Genomic DNA, 22,425 nt, shown 5'->3' with positions numbered 1-22,425 from the left:
GCTATCACGCATAATGAATGATAAAGGTACTGCCGCCAGCATCATTAGATGCATAACTCAGTTGCCAATCCAAGTGCGTCATGATGCGCTGTACAATGCTCAAGCCAAGGCCACTACCATCGATATGCTCTGCCATGCCGCGTTCAAACCGATCAAAGATTTGCGGTAGCATTTGCTTGGGAATGCCGTCGCCAGTATCGGCAATGATGATGTGCTGTGCGGTAATGGTGACGGTTACTTGGCCTATCTCAGTATATTGAAACGCATTTTTAAGCAGATTGCCAACCGCCATTTTGAGCAGTTCAGGCCGTACCATCGCAGAATAACGCTGCTCAGCGATAACGATGCAGTCTACCTTTTTATAGGTAATAAGATAGCGTAAGCGCTCAATCTCTGTACTGACGACAGTATTAATACAGGTGCTGGGTGCATCCAGCTTTTCAGGTGCGCGTGATAGCAGCAATAGGGCGCTGATAATTTTGGAGGTTTCAGTCGCGGTATGATGAATACGCTGAGTAAACTCGCGCTGGCGGCTGTCTTCAGGCAGCTGTGATTCGAGCACTTCTGCTGCACCCATAATGATGGTCAACGGGGTGCGCAGCTCATGACTGACATCGCCAGTAAACAGCTGCTCTCGCTGTAAGTACTTGGCCAGTTTTTGGTTTTTATCATCGATGGCGCGTGCCAGTACCCCAACCTCTGAGGGCAAATGCAACAGGGTGCTTAAGTTATCGCTATCGGTCTCGACCGCATGTTTAAGGCTTGATAGTGGCTTGGTGATTTGATGCGCCGACACGTAAGAAAAAATCGCCGCAATGATAAAGCTGAGCAGCACTGCGACCAGCAAGGTGTTTAAAAAGATATATTCAAAATGCTCAAAAATCGCCAATACGGGATAATCTTCGTCATCAAGCTGACGGTTATCGAGCAGATACGTTAAGACATATTGCTGACCATCTTGGGTATGGGTAAAAAAATGCAGCTCACCCTTTTGACCAGCCGCATCATTGACGTACATCTCCTGCACCTCTGATGTGGCTATACGCTGCAGCCTAGGTGGTGCAACCTCAAAGTGATAGATATCAATATTGGGCTTGGCTGAATAATGGGCCTGTATGCCGTCTTTTTCCATACTCAGTGCCAGCTGCTGGAGCAGGCGGCTTTTGACCAGCACTTGCTCCATATGAATGCCGGCATAAAAAAAGATACTCACAAACGCAAGGCACAAAATGGCGGTAAAAATAAAATAAGACAGCCTGAATTTTTGGGCAATAGAGTTCATAGATATCATGGGCAGCTCATTATGACTTGATAGCGATATTAGGCGGCACTGATTGAAAGCGATACTGAATGGCCGTATTCACTAAAGCCGCTACTTGGCGTGATCTGCTGCAATGAGTTGATAGCCCACACCTGCCACGGTGAGCAGCATAGGCGCTGCAAAGGGTTTGTCTAGTTGCTGGCGCAAAGTGTGCACATGGGTACGCAGGGCATCGCTGTCAGGAATATTGCGGCCCCAAACTTTATCTTCAATTTCGCTTTTACTCACCACACGCGGCGAGGCGGTCATCAATACCTGCAAAATTCTAAAGCCTGTCGGGGTCAGTTTCAGCGGCTGTTCGGCGCGCTTGACCACATGGCAATCGCTGTCTAATGACAACTTGCCGATCTGCAAAACATGCTGGACGTGGTCGTCTTGATGCCGCCGAATCAATGCTTTGATACGTGCGTCAAGCTCAACGAGCGAGAATGGCTTGACCACATAATCATCCGCGCCGCTTTCAAAGCCAATCACCTTGTCAGATACTGTATCACGCGCTGTCAGCATCAGTATGGGTGTCTTGAGATGATGCTCTGAGCGCAGTGTATGACACAGCGCTGTACCGTTCATCCCCGGCAGCATGACATCAAGCAAGATCACATCATAGCGGTTTTCAACGGCCAGCGCCAAACCGCTCATGCCATTATAGGCATTGTCTAACTCGTAGCCTTTTGGCTCAAAAAACGCATAAATATTGGCCACGATATCTGGATTGTCTTCGATGATGAGGATTTTATACATGTGCTGCGCCTGCTATTGTGAGCCTTGTTTATCCCTATAGAGGATAATGTCGATACGCTGATATTGCTACTGGTTTTCGCGATAATCGCGCTGATTACGAATGTGGTCATTATCTCTTATTTGTCAGGAAAAAGTGTGGGTTTATTGGCGATGTCTTGGGTTTGAATACCATAAAAATTCAGTAGCGATGGGGTAATGACATCGTGCGAGACGGGCTGGTTTTTCATTGCTGCTAAGCCAGCAGCGGGTACGCCATTATTGGTTGGCGACCAGACAATCAATGGGACGTGCTTTTGTGCCTCAGGGGCAATCTTGTAAGGCAAGCCGTGTAGATAAAGATTATTTTCACCCAAGCTTTCACCGTGATCACTCATATATACCATCACCACGTCGTAATCGTCTTGGTATTTTTTGAGGGTTTCAATCGTGGTGTTTAAGAAAAAATCGGTATAACGAATCGCGTTATCATAGCCATTGATCAAGCTTGCGGTGTCACACTGCGACAGCTCGTTGCTCATGCAAACCGGTTTAAAAAACTCAAATGCTTTAGGGTAGCGTTTGTAATAGGCAGGGCCGTGGTTGCCCATTTGATGCAGCACCATCAAGGTATCTTGTGCGGGTTTTTGACCATTCTTGTCCTTGGCAAGCAGTGCATCAAAATCGGTCAGCATCCCGACATCGCGGCACTCGGTATCACATACAGGGTTGTGCTCGGGTGTTTTAAAGTCCACATAGGTGACTCTATCAGCGACGCCTTTAGAGCTTGAGTTGTTATCGCGCCATATTACGTTGACCCCAAGGCGGCTTAACGTATCTAGGGCGTTTTCATGATACTTGGCGTCATCGACATTATAATCATCTTGGCCAGCGTAGCTGAACATACAGGGCACTGAATAGGCGGTGGATGTCCCGCATGAGGTGGCAGCAGAAAAACTGTAGAGATTGTCTTGCTTACTCAGTAGCGGCATGGTGTCACGTGGGTAGCCATTTAAGCTGATGTGATCGGCGCGCGCGGTTTCTCCAACCACAAACACCATCAGCTTAGGTTTGCCATCGGCGTGTGCGGCGGCGTTTATTTTGGCATCAGTGGCATGCTTGATGATCGAGGTCGGGCGTGTGGCATCATCATAATACACCTTACCCAGTTTAAAGGCTGAATACACAGGCGTGATGGGATTGGTGTAGTATCTGATCGGTTTGTGCTGGCGAAAAAAGCTGGCGTATTGATCGCCAAACGGCAGCAAACAAAGGGCAATCAACGCCAGCGCCATGATGATGCTCACCGCGCGGTATTGTACCGCCTTTTTCCAAGGCTGCTTGATCACTTTGGCCTTAAAAATCAACAAGGCGGGTAACAGACCAAGGAGCAACACTCGGATAAAAAATGCGCCGCTGATTAAGTCTCCTGCTTCAGCCTGATCGGTTTGCAAGCCATTCATCAGCATATTGCGATCAAATATCGTGCCGTATGTGTCGGTAAAGTAGGCGCACACGGCTGCGATAAGCACCATGACTATCAGTACAACACGGTAGCTGAATTGGTAACACAGCAGCTGCAACACCAACCACAGCAGACCCAACAATAACCCACCCAGCGAGAGTATAAAGCCAATATTGTGCTTGAGGTCATAAATGGCAAGCGTCTGCTGAAAAAAACTGACGTTTGCGGTGATGACCAAAAATAGCGCGGTCAAAAAAACCAGCCAGTTTAAGCCAATCTGATGGGTCGATAGCGAGTGCTTGTGCAGCCATGTATTCATTGTGTGATCGTGTCTGAGTGGGTGAGAGCGATCACAGTAGCAAAGGGGGTGTTAAGATTGCGTTAACATCAATACCAGCAATCAAGCCAGCTTCAACCAGTCATCACCCGCTGGCTCTTCACACGATATTAACAGACCCCTAGGTTATGATGACCGCTATCAGCGCCTGCTTGGGCGACAAGGCAGCAGGGATAATCAAGCTCATGAACCGCACACCATATCAGGATACTTTTCGGGATAATGCTCAGGACACTTTGGATAAGCAGTTAGCGATATTAAGTATGTTGACCATCCTATCGGCGCTCCTCTTTGAGCACAGTCAGATAGATCTGCATATCAGCGCGCTTTTTTATCAGCATGGGCACTGGCTACTAAAAAAAGGCGCGCAGCCTTATGCGTTTATTTTTTATGATTTACCAAAGGCGCTATTGATTGTCTTTGCGCTGTATTTGCTCTCTGTGCTGATGGTGCGTTATGTACGTCAGCGAGCGTTGGATCGACAAGTTGTTGTAAGGCCAGCGGCTATAGTAAAAGGTTGGTCACAAATGGGCTTGGCACATGATAAGCACAGACAGGCCAGCTTGTACCGATCATTGTACCAGTTGTCCAGTCGTGAGCTGAGTTGTTTGCTGCTGACGATTATTTTGGTGCCTGCCATTATCGCGACCTTAAAAAGCATTACCCATGTCAGTTGTCCCAGTCACTTGTCCTTTTTTAATGGCGAGTTGCCGTATTTGACCATGTGGCAAAACATGCTGGCCCACACGCCTGCGAAGTGCTTTCCCGCCGCCCATGCCAGCGCCGGATTTTCGCTCTATGGATTCGCCTATCTGCCCAGTCTGCGCCGCTATCGCTCACGTATACTCATGGGTGTAACGATGCTGGGCTGGATGATGGGTGGGTATAAAATGCTAATCGGCGATCATTTCTTTAGCCATAGCATCGTGTCAATGCTGCTATCATGGAGCATGGCGTGCGCGCTGGCCCTGTTGTTTTTTCACAATAAAACGAAGCAGCGAGTGCCGCCTGCTTATCAATGTGCAAAGCGCCACGCGGCGAGCAATCAACTGTAATGCGTAAATTTAATCGACATTTTTGCGCTATTATGTCCTTAACAGGCGTTATCCCTTATAGTCTAATCCAGATAAAACCGATACGATACTTATAACAAACTAATTTAACAGCATCAACCATGACCTATTCAATAGACTATCGCAAACAGGTACTTTCTAGCATCGCTAATGGCATGACCATTCGCGAGGCTTCTTTATTTTATGGACTTAGCACCAGTACTATTCACAGCTGGCAGCAGAATTTAGTTCCTAAAACAACCAGAAATAAAGCACCGACTAAAATACCTGATGACCTACTGATTGAAGATGTCAAAAGATACCCAGATGATTATAACTACGAAAGAGCTCGACGCTTAAATTGTAGTAAAACGGGTATCTTTCATGCCCTAAAACGCCTTGGGATCAGTCAAAAAAAAGACCTTGGAACATCCAAAAGCGTGTCCGATAAAGAGAGTGATATATCTAAGTAAGCTTGATAGCTTTATGCAGCAAGGCTACCCCATCGTCTATATAGATGAAAGTGGCTTTGAGAGCGAGACCATCAGACCTTACGGTTATGCACCAATAGGTAAGCCTTGTATTGATCGCTACAACTGGCAAGCAAAAAAGCGCACTAACGTTATTGGTGCGCTCTATGAAAAAATACTATTTGCGCTAGATTACTTTGAGCAAAATATCAACAGCAATGTATTTTATGACTGGTGCAAATACACGCTAATCCCCAGTCTTAAAACAAAATGCGTGATCGTGATGGATATGAGCGAGGATAAAGCAAAGCACTGCTTTGCCCGAGCGCAAGACGAAGGCTATGCCTGAGTGACTCGATTCCATAAGAATAAACTTATTCAAAAACTCCTTAACAGGCATGGCCATCGTATTCTTTGGCTGCTACCCTACAGCCCTGATTTAAATTCTATAGAGAGAAAATGGGCGCAAGCAAAGTTTCTACGCCAAGGATGGATGGAGAATAATCTACCTAAACTGTTTCATGATATGGGCTGTATCGATTTTATATTGAACTGACTATATACTGCCTGCAGGCGAATATCGCCATAAAATATAGTCAATACTCAATAAAAAGACACACCACGTCCAGTGCGCTTGATTTAATGGTATTTTTCTTGCTTGCTGTGACTGCGTCTCCAGAGGCTGCGAAAAATACCATTAAATCTCGCTGTGTCTTTTTGATAAAAAATCTACTATAAAAGGACAGTCCGTTATCAATTGGCTGTCTATAAGCGCTTATATAATACGATGATCTTTTGAGGAGGGTTATGCACCATTCTATTCATGATGAGGCGCATCTGAGCAACCGTAATCACTGGCTACGGGCTGCTGTGCTGGGAGCAAATGATGGGCTGATATCGACATCGAGCCTACTGGTCGGTGTTGCGGCTGCTAATACCAGCGCGCAGACACTACTACTGACAGGCGTTGCAGCACTGACCGCAGGAGCGCTGTCGATGGCGGCAGGCGAGTATATCTCAGTATCGTCACAAGCGGATACTGAAAAAGCCGATTTGGACAAAGAGCGGCACGAGCTGACGCACAATGCAGAACGTGAGCTGATGGAGCTGACCAAAATCTATGAGTCACGTGGCCTTGAGCACGAGTTGGCGCATCAAGTGGCAGTGGCGTTAACCGCCCATGACGATCTTGAGGCACATGCCCGTGATGAGATTGGACTGACCGATCTGAGTCAGGCCAAGCCCATCTCTGCTGCGTTGGCATCGGCGCTGGCGTTTGTGACTGGGGCGATTGTGCCGATTGTCGGTATCTTGCTGCTGCCAGTTCAAGGGTTGACGTGGTCGCTGGCAGCGTTGACGTTGGTGGGCTTGATGCTGCTTGGTGTGGTGTCTGCACGCTTGGGTGGCGCACCGATCTTGCCAGCCACAGGGCGCGTGGTGTTTTGGGGGATTTTGGCAATGCTTGCCACATCGCTCATTGGTCGTCTGTTTGGAGTATCAGTATAAATATCATCAAAAAAATGAATCATAACAAGGAGAAAATGATTGTGTGGTTATGCGTTTATCGCCATGATAAAGGCATGCCAACTATGAATAGATGAGTGCTACTCATGGCATATACGATTTAATACCACTTCTATTTACCGCATATAAATGACTACGGCATGGCCGATGAGCGTATCAGCAAAGGATTGTGAGTATGTATCAGATGGATAGGCAGGGACGCCGTATGTTGCCGCGACAAGTCCGCAAAAAATACTACCAAGTAGCGGGTGCGCTATTACTGATGCTGTTTATGCTGCTATTCGGAGCGCTGAGCAGTAGTCAGGCGGCGACCTATCGCCTAAACCCCGACCGCACCAGCGTGCGCTTTACTATTGATCATTTTAACACCTCGACCAATATGGGCGGTTTTTATAATTTTAATGGTCAGTTCGATTACGATCCTGCAGCCAAAACAGGCAATATCGCGCTAGTGATACCAATCAATACCATCAATACAGGCAATCAAGCCTTTGACATCGAACTGGCAGGGCCGGATTTTTTTGATGCCCAGCAATATCCTTTGGCGGCATTTGAGTCGACCAAATGGCACTTTAGTAACGATAGCAACAATCCCAAAGTCACGCGTGTCGATGGCAAGTTGACCTTGCGCGGTGAGACTCATCCTGTGCGTCTCACCGCGACCTCATTTCAATGCAATTTTAGTCATCTTCTCAAACAAGACGTTTGTAGCGGCCGTTTTACTGGCGTGATTGACCGTACTAAATGGCATTTAAACAAATATGTGATCCTTGGTATTGCAAAAAATTTGACGCTCAACATACAGATTGAAGCCATTAAGCAATAGATCCTAAATACCGCTGCATTATTGGCTTTAGGGCACCGCCAGCACCGCACAGTTGCACAAATCGCTGCTCTCAAACGCGGTCATATCACCAGCAGACAGCGTTGGCACAGGGAAAACGCGTACCGTTAGAGGTTTGTTTAAGCGAAAGGCCATGGTGCCTGTATCGCGCATTAAGGCGCACAACTTGTCGGTAGGCGTGTCGCCTGCGATGGGTACGGTATCGAGTCCTATGCCGCAAACTGCACTATTGGTCAACAGCGCGGGTATGTCAAAGTCGCCATCGATGGTGGCTTGTGCCAGTCCGCTATCTTCTGTTACCGCCAGCATCAAGCCTGAAAAGCCAACAATATCCACACCCATCACGTTTTTAAATACGCGTGTCAATAGCGCCGATGTCTCAACCGTCCCCGCCGCGCCAAAATAAGGCACGCCCAGCAGTTTATAAACATCGACCATCGAGGCACAGTCTTTGGACGGGGCAGGCGAGGTATCCATACCCAGATATTGCCAGTCGGTTGATTGGTTCTGCTGCTGGACACAGTCATTGATGCAGTCAATGTGATACTGAAGCGCCTGACTGAGTGCGCCGTATATCAGCTGCTGCCGCTGCTGATAACTGGTGTCTTTAAGTGCCTCACGCGCTTTTAACTCTTGCAAGGTGGCGACCAACAGATCAGGTGTTTCCAAACCGACCACAAAGCCTTGCTCCACGCGCCCGCTGTGATAGCTGGCAGGAAAATAGGGGATAAATTCGTCACAGTTGAAGTTAACAGTAAAGTTAAAATTGCCTTCGCCGCGCGGTGTCCGTGCCGCAATCTCCTGTACAGCTGCCGCGCAGTGCTTGATCAAGGCATTGTCCAAAATGCCCAGCGTATCGGCGCTGATATTGACGCAGGCGTTACACAAGTCGCCATAGGCTGCAATAAGCGCTGGCAGCAGCGCAATCTCATGCGCCGTTTTGGCTTCACCAATGGCAAAACGCACGCGCAAACTGTCCTTACCCGCATTGAGATCGGCCAAGATAGCACTGATGTGGCCGAGACCTGCGCCAGCGGTGCCGACATCGTGGGTATCCAAATACTCACCAAAAGGATTGGTGACGATACGTATGGACTGTACCAGATAGCCTTGCTGCGCGAGGGCCCCTGCGATCAGCTCGCAGTGGCCAATGGCACCGCTCAGCTGCGTCCGCCATGAGTCAGGGTCTGGGCGTAGGGTGATAAACGTGGTCACCGTTCTGACTTTGCAAAGCTGCTTGTCTGTTAAAAGATGCGGCATGCTTGTATCAGAGTTGGTGTTGTCTGTCGATACTGCTGATTGAATGGTCATAACACTCCATAGGTTAGTCGATAGTCGATAGCGCGTAGTGCCATCTGAATTTGGCGCGTGTTCTCATCTTTAACCCATGTAGAGGCTTTGGTTCAGAGTGACGACACGCGCTAATAACATAATAAAAATATCGCCGCCCATCAAGCGCAGCGTACGCTAAAGCGCACATAAGGCACGATCAGGTAATGACTGGTCTCACTACCCAGATAACCTGCGCGCTCATACCACGACAAATCTTGCTGATAAAACAGAGTAGTGGTAAACCCAGTCATGCTAAGCACGTCATTGCCTTTACCGCTCACTGCATAAGTTTTGGCAAAGTTTCTGGAAAACTGAGCGACCTGTTGCCCGCGGGTAGAATAAAAACCCTCCTTAAGGTGTTCTTGCTTCATGCAGCGCACGGTAAACAGTCCTGTAATACTGTGGCGTTGCTCGCTCCAACTGCTGGCGCAAAAGGTTTGGGTGACAAAAGCGCGCCCCTCATCGGTGACCAGTTCAGGCGGGGTAAGTACCATTTCATCAAGACGTAAAAAACGGTGAAACTGTAAGGAGTCAGGCACTGGGACGGTGGGCAGCTCTATACGTTCAGCACGGGCGGGCAAGATGGCGGCCAGTGCTTGGTGGTGGCGCTGATGCTGCTGCAATAGGGTTAAGCACTGTTTGGCGCGGGTCAAGGCCACATATAGCGGTCGATCACTGCCATGGTCGTTTTTGGCGGCGCTGCTTGTTTGCTCATCGATCACATAAACGTGGTCAAATTCCATACCTTTGGCACTGTGATAGGTGATCAAAATCACCTGCGTTTGGTCATCATACAGCACTGATTCGAGCGCTTGTAACACCTGCTCATGGGTGACCTGTGTCATACCGCGTGTGCGACTGATAATCGCAGGCCACGCTTGATCGAGATGATTCAGACCCTGCTCAACCCGCCAGCGCTCTAAAAACTCAGGTACAGGCTCAGTGATAACGGCCAGACGCTCGGTACTTAGATGATCAAACAGTGCCTGTCCAATCAAGCTGTGCATGGGAATCACCTGCTCGTTTTCATTATAGCGCTGACTGCTGATATCGCGCGCCTCAAGATAATGCTGCACCGCATCGAACTGCGCCCATGTGCTCGCCAAGATGGCAACACTTTTACTGGGCGTGTCATCAGTAGCGGACGCGGTTACAAGCTGAGCAATATCCGCTGCGATCCATGCGGCCATATCCACGCCTTGCGTCTGGCGATAATAGCCGTAACGAATGGGCTGATCAGGGTGGGCACTGGTGGCGCAAACTTGATGCGCTGCTTGTTTTAAACGCTGCTCATCGGGCAGGGCGGTACTGATAAAGTCGTTAGCCAGATGAACGATATTGTCGGCGCTGCGGTAATTGTCCAGCAGGTAATATTTTTGCTGGGTATCGACGTGATAGTTGTCCTCAAACTGCTGTAAGTACTTGATACTGGCACCGCGAAACGCATACAGGTTTTGGTCGTCATCACCCACCACCATCAAATAGCCGCGCTGCTCAAAGGGGTCGTCTATACTGTCGGCACGGTCGCTTTCTATAGGTTGCGCTATAGACTGATCCATAGGATGAGCGGTATCTGTGTCTACTATTTGTTCGGTTGTGGTATTCACCGCCTCGTCAGGCGTGTCTTCTTGCAACTGCAAATCCGCCAACAGGCCAATCATCTCGTATTGATACTCATCAATGTCTTGAAACTCATCGACCATGATGTATTGAAAATGCTGAGGCCGCTCATGCAGTTCACGAATCGCTTGTTCGATCATCCACTGATAGCGCGCATTGTCGCGGCGTTTTTGGAAGTCTTTTTCTTGGCTCAAATGGCTGACGCGTTGGGTAATCTCATCAAGCGCCGCATCAGGCGCTTCGCTTTCACTGAGGCCAGTGATTTGCCGTGCCAACCCATGAAAGGTATGAATGGTGACGTTGATGGCATGATAGCCGATCAAGGCCTGTAGTCGCGCGCGCAGCTCAGCCACTGCCAAGCGGTTATAGGCCAAGATCAAAATCTTTTCAGGTTTGATTTCTTGCATCATGAGCAAATAAGCAACCCGATGCACCACCACGGTGGTTTTGCCTGAGCCAGGCCCCGCCAGTACCATCGCCGCGCGGCTGGTTTCGGTGACGATTTGCCGCTGCACTGGACTAAAAAAGCTCGGCAAAATCTCTTTTTCGTAGTCTTTGATATAGGGCTTGGTCACATCAACATCGGCGCTGATATAGCGGCGGACAACCTCAGATAACGGCTGGGTAAAATAATCCTCAATCAAGGCTTGCTGCACCGCTGTATCTGACTGTAGCCAAAAATGCAGCATATGAATGCGCTCGCAGCGATCTTGGTAGTGCGCTTGCAAATATTGATAGGCGCTTTCGTGGTATTTGCTGGTGGGTTTGCGGTGGTTGCCAATAAAGAAAATAGCGTCTTGCGAATCATCCAAACGGCTCAGCTCAATCAGCTCTAGGCGCTGCAATTGCTCAAGCTGCGCCAGTACGGTATCAGGCGTACATTCTGCCTGCTGCGCCAGTACGTCCAGATTGAAGTTTTTGCCATCACCATCTTTTTGATCGGGCAGGGCGGGGAGCAGATGGATTTCAAACAGTGGCGTCAGGGCGGCGATTTTTTGTTTGGCATGACGTATCCAGCTGGGCCAGGTATCAGGCAGGTCATGATCAATTTGCCACATTTTGGTTTGCTCGGAGGAGGAGACAAATACTTGCGCGCTGCTATGCTGGCGAGTTTTTAGAATACCCAGCGCCCGAAACATGGGCAAAATATGCGTTTTGCAGTTTAAGTTGTGACGCTGATGGGCCAGCCATTGGTCTAGGGCTTTGGTGTTCAGCTGGGTACTGCCCTGCGTTTCCAATGCGTCGCTCGCGCCCAGTGTGCCGTAACTGCTCTCAAGGCAGGCCTCAAGTGCACTGATGATGCGGCTTAGACGATTGAACATGCCTTTTAGGTGACGGTGGGTGTATTTGAGGCGCACGCGTACCACCACTTGCCACTGAGCGTGGCCTTGGTTGACCAGCTCACGCAGCTGCTTTAACAAGGTTTTTACGGAGTAGCCCAGTACCATTGCCAGCTCAGGCAGGTGGTAGCGGGTCAACTGACGATCGTTACTGATGGTGCTCAGCGCCACCGCACTTGATGCACTTGCATCGGGTGTGGTCGCATCGCTTTGCAAGGTGCTGGCGGTATCATTGGCGAGCTGCTGCAACTGAGTATAGAGCGTGGCAAGGTTGGTATGCGTACTGGCGGGCGCGCTTTGGTTTAATTTGATACTGATCCAAGCAGGCTGCTGCTCTTTTTCTATCAATAAGCCATAGCGCTCTAACGCCAGCAGTGCCACGCGCACTTGGGTGTTGAGCTGCTCCGCGTTATTATCAGTGTCCAAGATGGCGGCGAGGGTATTACTGGGAAACCATTGATCTTCTATCGGTTTTTTGAGCGTTGGTCGTATCGCTGTCCAGCAGTCTCTTAAGGTGTTGTTATTGGCAATGCGCGATTCACGCTCTTGATGAAACAAAAAGTCAATGTCTTGTTCTGACCAGAGCATATAGGCCTCGCCCGTCTCATAGGACTTTCTGGCGGCGCGGCCAATTTCTTGAATATAAGACTCTAGGTTGTTCGGTGGGCCACTATGAATGACGGTATGGATGCCTTCTTTATCAATCCCCATACCAAAGGCGTTGGTACACACCACCACATCGAGCTCATCGTTTTTAAACTTTTCGAGCACGCTTCTTTTTTTGGCGTCACTGAGCTTGGAATGATAAGCGGCTACAGCAAGATCTTGCTGAGCAAAGTCATTAGCGTATTGATTACAACCTTGGCGGCTACGCAGATAGACTAGGGTCACGCCTTTTTCAGGATGCTGTGGGTATTGGCTTTCATACCATGCTTTGCGCTCACGTATAATGCGATAGATATGCGCTTCGCGAGCGTCTTTGGCCGCTTCAATAAAGTGCGTGCTAATATCCTGCCGCCAGATCTTAAGTTCGCTCAGCGGCGTGCCGTACTGTACCAACTGCTTACCTGTGGTCAGCGTGGTTAGCTTGTCCACCAGCTCGTCTTCTAAATCGTCTTTAACCCGCGCTGAGGCAGTCGCCGTGACCAAGCTGATGGTGGGCGGCACAAAGTCTGCCCCGTTATCCGTCACCGCTGCTGGTGGCTGTGTCTTTTGCGCGTCGTCTTGCGTCATGTCTTGCGTCATGGAAAGCAGATCCAATTGAGGCTCTGACGCGTTCGCCTGATTGACGGCGCGCCCTTCATCCAGCTGGCGCATCCAGCAGTCACGCATCTCATCGCTATAACAGGCCAGCATATGATCGGCAATACGCAAAAAATCAGGACGAAAATCGGTACCCCATTGACTCAGGGTATGCGCCTCATCAAGCACCCAAAACGCAGGCGGGCGGTTTTTGAGCAGCTGGCGGATACTGTGAGTCCGCAGGCGCTCAGGGCTGAGATAGATAATATCAATATCGCCTTGCCATAGACCATCGAGCACTTGCTTTTGCGTGTCAGGCGACTGTCCTGATGTCAGATAAGCGATGCGGCTTTGATAATCGGGCAGCTCGGTATGCAGGTTGACCACCTGATCTTCGATCAAGGCTTTGAGCGGTGAGATCACCACCGTAAGCTTACGCTGATAGCGACTCAAAATCAGCGCAGGCAACTGAAAGGTCAAACTTTTGCCGCCGCCAGTTGGCAGGATACCCAGCGGGATATCTTGGTTGGTCAACACCGCTTTGACGATAGACATCTGCCCTGAGCGCAGCTCATCAAAGCCAAAAAAATGCTGACACTGCTCATTGATCCACGTCTCACTGGGGTCGTGCAAATGCCAAAAGGCGTGCTCCGCCTGCATAAAGCTGCGCCGATGGTGGGGATGTTTGCTGATCCACACAGGCCGCCGTGCCTGTGGTTTGTCAAAATACCTGAGCCAATTAACAAATGAAGCCAATCCCAAATGCTGCCAGCAAACCGCAGATGGCGTGGCGTGCGAGTCGGCCTGCGCATTGCCATAGGTAGACGTATCGGCAGTTGCCATACCGCGTGCCAATACAGTGGCCAGCGCCGCCTGATTGCCCTTTGGTAAACTCTCAAATACGGTATCAATATCAAAAATATTGTCTTTATCAATCGCAAAGTAACTTTGCTGATCATTATCATAGAGTGTTTGCAGGGCAGGCAGTAGCTTATAAAACAAAATCTGTATGTTCGCTGGCAAGCTGTGCCATGCCTGAACACACAGCTCAAACACGCAGCGGCTCTCCAAGCAGTCGAGAATGGGATTGTTATAATCCACATCCGCTTTATAGAGCTTGGCGAGCGCATGGCTGGGCTGATGCGGGATAAACAAACAACTGAGTATCAACGTGTCACAGGCCTTGGCTTGCCACGCGCGGAGGGTAGCTGCGTGATTGAGCTTGTTGACGAGCAAATGATGCTCATGATGGTTTGCTGATAAGGCAGAAATAAGCAACGCACTTAACCGCGGCAAATCAAACTCCAGCACATGATGACCGCCCAGATGCCCCGCTTTATCTAATAGATGATAAATAAATACTGCCTGCGTCTGAAACTGCTTGGCATCAAAGTGCCAATAGCAATCATCGACCACAAACGCGCCGTCAATCAGGGAGTCGTCTTTGGGGTTGATTTCTAAGTCCAGCCACAATGTTTGTGAGGTGTCCAATAAGGCGAGCAGTTTGGAGGGATGATCGACCGCTTGTAAGTGCTCAATCCGCGCGAACACGTGCACCCGCAAAAACTCAGCCAAACTGCGCGGCTCGACTGGCGCGGACTGATGGTCATTTGACGCAGGTTCTGTAGGCGTCTGCTGGTGACGGTTATGAGCAGCTTGAGAGCCGTCATTACTTGGCGAATGGGTCAGGGTATCGGTGGCAGTCTGGATAAAATCAGGTAAATGCGGCATGTGAGACAGTTCTTGGTATCAGGAATCAATGAAGGCGCAGTATATAACAATTTTTACGCAAACCCATATAATAAGCTAACATTAATCGTTTAATATACTATTTAGTGCATGGCTATTACGCGTCATATTTACATATTAGATAAGGTGAATAGTATTTTGGAATCAAATCGCTTTAATATCGTCAAAGCCGCGCAAAAAGACGCCGCAGATATCGCACAGATACACGTTACCAGCTGGCAGGTCACGTATACGGATCTGCTACCCAAAGACGATGTGTCCCAAGACAATAGCCTTGCGCAGAAACAGCAGATGTGGCTCAGCATCATCGGTCATCCAAGCGTTGATGTCTGGCTTGCCAAAAATGCCCAAGGTCTCTCTGTAGGATTTATCAGTATTTGCATTACCAAAACGGGATATGACATCACGACGCTATACGTTTTGCCTGAGTATCAAGGATTAGGTGTCGGGACTTTGCTGATGCAGACAGCGTTGGCGCATATCAAACAAATTGATCGTCAGGCGCCCGTATACTTATGGGTGTTAAAAACCAATATGGCTGCTATTGGTTTTTATCAGACAGTGGGCTTTATCTGTACAGATGAGACAGTCGAGGAGACACACGGCACGGCTCAGATTATAGATATTAAAATGGTTCAAACAGGGTAGATCAGCGCTTAAGGGGACGTATCGTTTGAAGAGTTTTAATAAATAAACAGACAAATACAAGGGTGTCTTGAAAGACTGTTTATCTGCATTGTATCAAAACAGATACCACGCCTGTCTGTGCGTTGACAGTGGTCATCACGCTCACGTATATTTTGGAAGTGTGCTTGTTTTGGCACATATGAGATAATATAACTTATTGAAAATAAAAATGTTAATTCAAAGAATGACTATGAATATAAAAGGATTTTACCCATGAGTACCACAGAATATACCGACATTACCGCCGCCGTCACCCGCGAAAAGGGAGCTGATTTCACCTTGGAGCAAGCCAAAATTCGAGCCCCCCAAGACGACGAAGTATTGGTGAAAATCGTCGCTACGGGCATGTGCCACACCGACATGATCGTCCGTGACCAAGACTACCCAGTACCGCTGCCATTGGTGCTGGGTCACGAAGGCGCAGGCATCGTCGAAAAAGTTGGGCCACTGGTCAAAGATATCGAAGTGGGCGACCATGTGGTGCTCAGTTATGGCTATTGCTCGCAGTGTAGCTCGTGTCACTCAGGGCATGAGTCCTACTGCAAAGAGTTTTATCCGCGCAACTTTGGTGGCAGTGACATGGCGGGTAACAACGCCATCGAAGACGCTGATGGCAACGCGCTCAATGATCACTTTTTTGCTCAGTCCTCGTTTGCCACCTACGCGCTCAGCCTTGAGAGCAATGCCATCAAGGTGTCCAAAGATGCCCCAATCGAATTGCTTGGCCCGTTAGGCTGCGGCATTCAGACAGGGGCGGGCGCGGTAATGAACTCACTAAGAGTACGCCCAGGCACCAGTTTTGTGACCTTTGGCGCAGGTGCAGTGGGTCTGTCTGCGGTACTCGCCGCGCAAGTGGCAGGTGCGACGACCATAATCGCAGTCGATGTGGTGCCCTCGCGCTTGGAGCTTGCCAAGGAGCTGGGCGCAACCCACGTCATCAATAGTAAAGAAGAAGACGTGGTCGAAAAGGTACGTGATATCACGGGCGGCGGTGCGTTATTTGCCCTAGAGTCCACCGGTATTCCAGCGGTTTTGCGTCAAGGCATCGACTCGCTAGGAACGCTAGGTACGATCGGCGTCGTGGGTGCACCAGCGCTGGATACGGATGCCAGTTTTGATGTCAATGACCTACTATTGGGTGGTAAATCGATCCAAGGTATCGTTGAAGGCGATTCGACCACCAAAATCTTTATCCCGCAACTGGTCGAGCTGTATTTGCAAGGGCGCTTTGCCTTTGACAAACTGGTCAAATACTATGATTTTAAAGACATTAACCAAGCGGCCAAAGACAGTGCCGAGGGCGTCACTTTAAAACCAATCATTCGCATCGCGGACAACGCATAAATACATAACCATCTGCTGGTTTAAGAAGATAAGTCTCTTAATTATCTATTGCCGCAGTTTTCATTTAATCCCATATCGAAGAGACCGCTATCACTTGATAGCGGTCTTTTTTTGTCTGTATTCTAAGATAAAAGGATTGTGTGCAGCACAGCTGTCCAAAATAAATAAGAACTATTTTGAGAACGACTGTTTACCTTTTGATAGTTTCGTTATAACATAACGATTTTTTTGAAATGTTATACTATAACGGAAATGGTTATGAAGAAAATTGGCTTGATTTCGATATTGGTGGTGCTAGCAGGGCTGGCATGGTATGTCATTGCGGGCGCGCAGACAGCGGGTAATGACACAGAAAATACAGTAGCAAACGCGGACACTCAGCAGGATTTGATCGTGGTGACGCCTTGGGAGCTGACCTCTATGGACCCCAGCAAGTCGGGATTTATTTTTCAGCGTTTGCAGCTTGCCGAGACGCTGGTCGATGCCAAACAAAGCGCTGAACTACAGCCCATGCTGGCGCAAAGCTGGTCAGCCAATGAGAAAGGGGATGTGTGGACGTTTGTGCTGCGTGATGGCGTGAAATTCCACGACGGCTCGGTTATGAGTGCAGATGATGTGGTAAAAAGCTTGCAAGTCGCCTTGACCAAGCCAACCGCCTTAACATCTGCTGCGATCTCAGAGATCAAAGCCATTGATGACAACACGGTCGAGATCAGCCTAGAGCGGCCACTGATGTCTTTCCCTGCTTATTTGGCGCATGCGACCAGTATCATTTTGGCCAATGCCTCATTTGATGAGAATAACGAGGTCACGCAGCTGATTGGGACAGGGCCGTACCATGCCACCAAGATTGAACCACCACAAAAAATCGAGCAAAAAGCCTTTGCCGATTACTGGGGCGAAAAAGCCAAGATCCAAGACATTACTTATCTTGCCAACAGTCGCAGCGAAACGCGCACCTTGCTGGCGCAAAGTAAGCCCAACTATTTGGTGTTTACCTTAGATTCGGCGAGTCTTGACCGCTTGCAGCAAGACCCAAACATGCAAGTGCAGTCAAAACCGCTGGCGCGTACCATCGAATATAAAGTCAATGCGGACAATCCGTTTTTTGGCGATGTGCGTGTTCGTCAAGCGCTTAGTGATGCCATTGACAGACAAGGCATTGCCCAATCTGTGATGCATACTGATAATGCGGCCGCCGCGCAAATCTTGCCACCGATATTTAAAGACTGGCAAATCAAAACGCAAAGTACGCAGCCGAGCCCTCAAGCTATTAAGCAACGCCTATTAGACGCAGGTTTTACCGAAGATAGTGATGGCATGCTCCAAAAAGACGGCAAGCCCTTTACATTTACTTTACGCACATTCTCAGATCGTCCCGAATTACCCATTATCGCCACCGCCTTACAGGCACAGTGGAAAAAAATCGGCGTCGATGTGGATGTGTCCGTGGGTAATTTTTCAGAGATTCCATCAGGCCATCAAGACGGCACGCTGGAGATGGGGTTATATGCGCGTAACTACGGTATGACGCCTGATCCAATCGGTTCGCTGGTAGAGGATTTTGACCCACAAGGCAGCGATTGGGGCGTGATGAATTGGCAAAATCCAGAGCTGACTAAGCGTTTATTGACGCTTGAGACGACCAAAGGCAATGATGTGGCGACCAAACAGCGCGTCTCGCAAATCATCTTTGATGAGCGTCCTATCGTGCCTGTGGTGTACTACCAACAAAACGCCGCCGCGCATAAGTCATTAAAGGGCTTAGAAATCGATGGTTTGGAGCGAAACTTTTATTTAAACAAGTTGTCTTGGTAGATCGTGTTTACTGTCATTTGCTTAATATAGTCAATCCACTATAAAAGCGTTACAGCGTTAACCTCGCTTGAAGTATGACGTATACATCTGCACTCGGTTGCCTTGTACCACTCTTAAATTGGATCAACTATAACGCCAACTCTTTATAACACTGAAAAATTGTAATGGATAACTATGTTTAAATATATTGCTCATCGAGTGCTGCAGCTGCTCTTGGTTATCTGGTCGGTCGGTACATTGACCTTTGTGCTGACTCGCAGCTTACCCGGTGATATGGCGTACCGTATCGCGGCCAGTCGCTACGGTTATGACCAGACCGATGCCGCCGCCGCCGCACTGGTGCGCTCAGAGCTTGGTCTGGATCAACCGTGGTGGCAAAGCTACTTTGATTGGCTGCTTGATTTGGTTCAGTTCAATCTTGGTCACTCCTTAGTCAGTGGCGAGTCAGTATGGGCTGAGATTGCGCATCAGTTCGGGCATACGCTGTCCTTGGCGCTAGCGGCATTGGTGATATCGATTTTTATCGGGCCACCGCTTGGCCTGCTTGCCGCACAAAAACCCAATGGTCTGTTTGATCGTTTGACCTTTGTGGTGAGTACGGGGCTACGATCAATGCCTATCTTTATCATTGGCATTGCGCTTATTACCCTGCTCGCGGTTCAAATAAAATGGCTACCCGCCGCAGGTTATGGCACGCCGCAGCATTATATTTTGCCTGCCTTGACCTTGGCGATTGGGCTGTCTGCGGTGTCGGTGCGTGTCAGTCGCCATGCGATGGTACAGGTGCAAAAGTCTGAGTATTATGATTTTGCCAAGCTTAAGGGGCTGAGTAAATGGACGGCGTTTTGGCGGCACGGTTTGCGTAACGTCACCATTCCGATCTTGGCTTATCACTCAGTACAGCTGGTCTATTTGGTCGAAGGGGTGGTGATTGTGGAGAGTTTGTTTGCTTGGCCGGGCAGTGGCCACGCGCTAGTACATGCCATCGTCGCGCGTGATGTGCCGATGATACAAGGCACGGCGCTGATTATGGGCGGTATGTTTGTGGTGCTCAATATGGTGGTGGATCTGCTCAGTGGGCTGATTGATCCGCGTATTGATTTGGCACGTTAATCGTGATGACTAAAGCCGTTATCAAAACGATCCTATCGCAAACACAATGCACACAAGCACAGTGAATAAAACACAGCCCACACAAGGATTTCTGATTTTATGCCTATTTTTAGTAGAATAGATAACCTACAGCCAATGCAAAAGTTTGGCGGACTGCTACTTATCTTATTACTGTTTTTTGCCCTTTTGCAGCCGCTGTATTATCCAGTAGATGCCAATGCCCAAAACCTACGCGACATGCTCCAGCCCTCAAGTACGGCTCACTGGTTTGGCACCGATCACTTTGGCCGTGATATGCTGGCACGCGTCGCGTCTGCCATTCGTTTGTCGTTTTTACTAATTGTCTTATCAGTCGGCTTTGCGCTGTTTTTTGGACTACTGATGGGGGTGCTCAGCGGCTATTTTGGCGGCTGGGTGGATAAGGTGTGTACCTTTTTATGTGACATCATCATGGCGCTACCGGGGCTGCTGTTCGTCCTGCTATTTGCCGCGATTGCGCCCAACACCTTTTGGTCACTGTATCTGGGCATCTCCTTGGTGCTCTGGGTTGAGTTCTTTCGCATGGTACGCGCCATGACCCAAACCATTGCCAGTAGCCGCGAGATCGAAGCATCACGCCTGATGGGTATGGACTTTTTCTATTGTTTTAAACGACACTTTTTACCCAAGATTTTGCCTGTGGTCGCCACTCTGAGCGCATTTGCGGCAGGTAATGCGGTATTGGCACTAGCTACGCTAGGTTTTGTCAATGTTGGTTTGCGTCCGCCGACCGCTGAGTTGGGGCTGATGATGACCGAGCTGTTTCCCTATTATTATCAAGCGCCGTTTGTATTTCTTCAGCCCATTATTGCCGTCTTTATTTTGGTACTCAGCCTACAATTACTCTCAGGGAAAATGAAATGATCGCGCATACTGCAAAAGACAATACTGCCAATGCTGATAACGCCGCCACAAATGTATTGGTAAAAACGGACGATTTGGCAGTGTTTACCAGATCAGGGCAGGGCTTGGTTGAGCCAATTAGCGTTACCTTATATAAAGGTCAAAACTTGACCATTTTGGGCGAAACAGGCTCGGGTAAAAGCCTACTGGCACAAGCCATCATGGGCGCGCTACCTAATGAGCTGGTCAGTCGCGGCGATATTTTGATTGAAAACCAAGCGCTCACCAAGCCGCAACTGCGTGCCTACTGGGGACGCCGCATGGCGATGTTGCCGCAAGAGCCCAGCCGTTCTTTAGATCCCACCATGGATGTGCTCAGTCAAGTGTGGGAGAGTCTATACTTTGTCGCCAAGCAAGACAATAAGATTAGTCAGCAATTGGCACAAGAAAAAATAGAAGCACTCGGGCTGGGTAAGTTTGCGGCGTACTATCCGCATGAGCTGTCAGGCGGTATGGCGCAGCGCGCGTCTTTTGCGATTGCCACCTCAGGCGGCGCGTATATCGTCATCGCAGATGAGCCGACCAAAGGCTTAGATGAGAGCAACAAACAAGCGGTGATCAAACTGCTCAAAAACGTCGCCCGCGATGGCGGCACACTACTGACCATCACCCACGATATCGAGGTGGCAAGAGCGCTGAGCTTGGGTTCTGATGATCGCATCATGGTGATGAAAAAAGGCAAACTGCTAGAACAAGGTCATGGCGAACAGGTACTGAGCCAACCCATATCAGACTATGCCAAACAGCTTATCGCCGCCGCCCCTGATAACTGGTCAGCAAAAGACCGTGCCATTATCAAAGAGCAGCCCTTATTAACTGTCAAAGACGTCAGCTTGGCGCGCGGCACACGGGTGCTCTTTGAGGGTTTGAGTTTCAGTCTTAAGCAAGCTGAGGTGCTTGGGGTGATCGGTGGTAGCGGCATTGGCAAAAGCTCATTGGGCGACGCGCTCTGCGGCCTGCTCAAACCTGCCAGCGGCGCGATCACATGGCAGAGCAAACCCAAACGCCATCAAGTGCTCAAGCTGTATCAAGACCCGCCTGCTGCTTTTGCCTCGCATGTACCGTTGCAGACCTTGCTTAATGATGTCATCCGCAAGCACCGTTTGGATGCCAGCCGCGTGCCTGAGTTATTAGAAAAGTTAAAGCTGGATAAACGGATTCTTGAACGTAACGCGCTCAACGTCTCGGGCGGGGAGTTACAACGGGTAGCCATTTTGCGCGCATTGCTCTTTAACCCTGTCTTGCTGTTCGCTGATGAGGTCACCTCTAGACTCGATCCTATTACCCAAAAAGAAACGCTGGATTTGCTGGTGGCGCAGTGCCAAGCGCAGCAGTGTACGCTGGTGATGGTCAGTCACGACCATCACATCATGCGCCATTACTGCCATCAAGTGATTGATTTGGAGGATTTTGCCAAATCGTAACGGCTATTAAAGCTATAAATAGTAAACCATAAAAAAGGTCCAAAAAACTATCGTTTTTTGGACCTTTGACGTTGTTAGTACAGC

At 49.1% G+C, this 22,425-nt stretch carries 15 protein-coding genes and 1 pseudogene; 11 read left to right on the top strand and 5 right to left on the bottom strand.

Translation table 11 applies throughout. The features are described from left to right. Positions 1-4 precede the first annotated feature (4 nt). The 3 genes from ACFI32_RS07480 to ACFI32_RS07470 all read right to left on the bottom strand — a co-directional run bounded on the left by ACFI32_RS07480 (position 5) and on the right by ACFI32_RS07470 (position 3,822). Positions 5-1,291, bottom strand: coding sequence for a sensor histidine kinase (locus ACFI32_RS07480; protein WP_462625893.1), 1,287 nt, complete (start codon positions 1,289-1,291; stop codon positions 5-7). An 81-nt stretch (positions 1,292-1,372) separates the two neighbouring features. After that, entirely contained in the window at positions 1,373-2,062 is a 690-nt protein-coding gene (locus ACFI32_RS07475; RefSeq protein ID WP_462625892.1) for a response regulator transcription factor, read from the bottom strand. A gap of 116 nt (positions 2,063-2,178) precedes the next feature. Further along, positions 2,179-3,822: a phosphoethanolamine transferase gene (locus ACFI32_RS07470; RefSeq protein WP_462625891.1), complete on the bottom strand. Its 1,644-nt coding sequence runs from the start codon at positions 3,820-3,822 to the stop codon at positions 2,179-2,181. Positions 3,823-3,968: 146 nt separating this feature from the next. Between ACFI32_RS07470 and ACFI32_RS07465 the strand changes: the two genes are divergently transcribed. The 5 genes and pseudogenes from ACFI32_RS07465 (at position 3,969) to ACFI32_RS07445 (ending at position 7,712) form a co-directional block, all read left to right on the top strand. After that, positions 3,969-4,895, top strand: coding sequence for a PAP2 family lipid A phosphatase (locus ACFI32_RS07465; RefSeq protein ID WP_462625890.1), 927 nt, complete (start codon positions 3,969-3,971; stop codon positions 4,893-4,895). A gap of 119 nt (positions 4,896-5,014) precedes the next feature. Beyond that, entirely contained in the window at positions 5,015-5,365 is a 351-nt protein-coding gene (locus tag ACFI32_RS07460; protein ID WP_462625889.1) for an IS630 transposase-related protein, read from the top strand. A gap of 13 nt (positions 5,366-5,378) precedes the next feature. Next, positions 5,379-5,918 (top strand): annotated as a pseudogene (locus ACFI32_RS07455) (IS630 family transposase). A 251-nt stretch (positions 5,919-6,169) separates the two neighbouring features. Then, positions 6,170-6,868, top strand: coding sequence for a VIT1/CCC1 transporter family protein (locus ACFI32_RS07450; RefSeq protein WP_462625888.1), 699 nt, complete (start codon positions 6,170-6,172; stop codon positions 6,866-6,868). Between the two features lie 193 nt (positions 6,869-7,061). Further along, positions 7,062-7,712 carry a YceI family protein gene (locus tag ACFI32_RS07445; protein ID WP_462625887.1) on the top strand — a complete coding sequence of 217 codons (651 nt, stop codon included), beginning with the start codon at positions 7,062-7,064 and terminating at the stop codon, positions 7,710-7,712. A gap of 27 nt (positions 7,713-7,739) precedes the next feature. On the opposite strand, the gene ACFI32_RS07440 is transcribed toward ACFI32_RS07445, so the two are convergent. Both ACFI32_RS07440 and ACFI32_RS07435 read right to left on the bottom strand, forming a co-directional pair. Further along, entirely contained in the window at positions 7,740-9,041 is a 1,302-nt protein-coding gene (locus ACFI32_RS07440; protein ID WP_462625886.1) for a DUF711 family protein, read from the bottom strand. Positions 9,042-9,181: 140 nt separating this feature from the next. Then, positions 9,182-14,995 (bottom strand): UvrD-helicase domain-containing protein, encoded by a 5,814-nt coding sequence (locus ACFI32_RS07435; protein ID WP_462625885.1) that lies wholly within the window; start codon positions 14,993-14,995, stop codon positions 9,182-9,184. Positions 14,996-15,151: 156 nt separating this feature from the next. Between ACFI32_RS07435 and ACFI32_RS07430 the strand changes: the two genes are divergently transcribed. The 6 genes from ACFI32_RS07430 (at position 15,152) to ACFI32_RS07405 (ending at position 22,341) form a co-directional block, all read left to right on the top strand. Beyond that, positions 15,152-15,661 carry an N-acetyltransferase family protein gene (locus ACFI32_RS07430; RefSeq protein ID WP_462625884.1) on the top strand — a complete coding sequence of 170 codons (510 nt, stop codon included), beginning with the start codon at positions 15,152-15,154 and terminating at the stop codon, positions 15,659-15,661. A gap of 252 nt (positions 15,662-15,913) precedes the next feature. Further along, the gene (locus ACFI32_RS07425) at positions 15,914-17,044 is read left to right on the top strand and encodes an NAD(P)-dependent alcohol dehydrogenase (RefSeq protein WP_462625883.1); all 1,131 of its coding nucleotides are present in this window, start codon (positions 15,914-15,916) and stop codon (positions 17,042-17,044) included. Between the two features lie 258 nt (positions 17,045-17,302). Then, positions 17,303-18,862, top strand: a complete 1,560-nt coding sequence (locus ACFI32_RS07420) for an ABC transporter substrate-binding protein (RefSeq protein ID WP_462625882.1) — start codon at positions 17,303-17,305, stop codon at positions 18,860-18,862. A 174-nt stretch (positions 18,863-19,036) separates the two neighbouring features. After that, positions 19,037-19,975, top strand: coding sequence for an ABC transporter permease (locus ACFI32_RS07415; protein ID WP_462625881.1), 939 nt, complete (start codon positions 19,037-19,039; stop codon positions 19,973-19,975). A 99-nt stretch (positions 19,976-20,074) separates the two neighbouring features. Beyond that, positions 20,075-20,878 (top strand): ABC transporter permease, encoded by an 804-nt coding sequence (locus ACFI32_RS07410; RefSeq protein ID WP_462625880.1) that lies wholly within the window; start codon positions 20,075-20,077, stop codon positions 20,876-20,878. Next, a complete protein-coding gene (locus ACFI32_RS07405) occupies positions 20,875-22,341 on the top strand; it encodes an ABC transporter ATP-binding protein (protein WP_462625879.1) in 1,467 nt (488 codons plus the stop codon). The genes ACFI32_RS07410 and ACFI32_RS07405 overlap by 4 nt, the downstream gene beginning before the upstream one ends. Positions 22,342-22,425 lie beyond the last annotated feature (84 nt).

The sequence above is a fragment of the Psychrobacter sp. PSi21 genome, assembly GCF_054960615.1.
The sequence above is the reverse complement of the archived record's forward strand: the minus strand, read 5'-3'. Positions and strand labels throughout refer to the sequence as shown.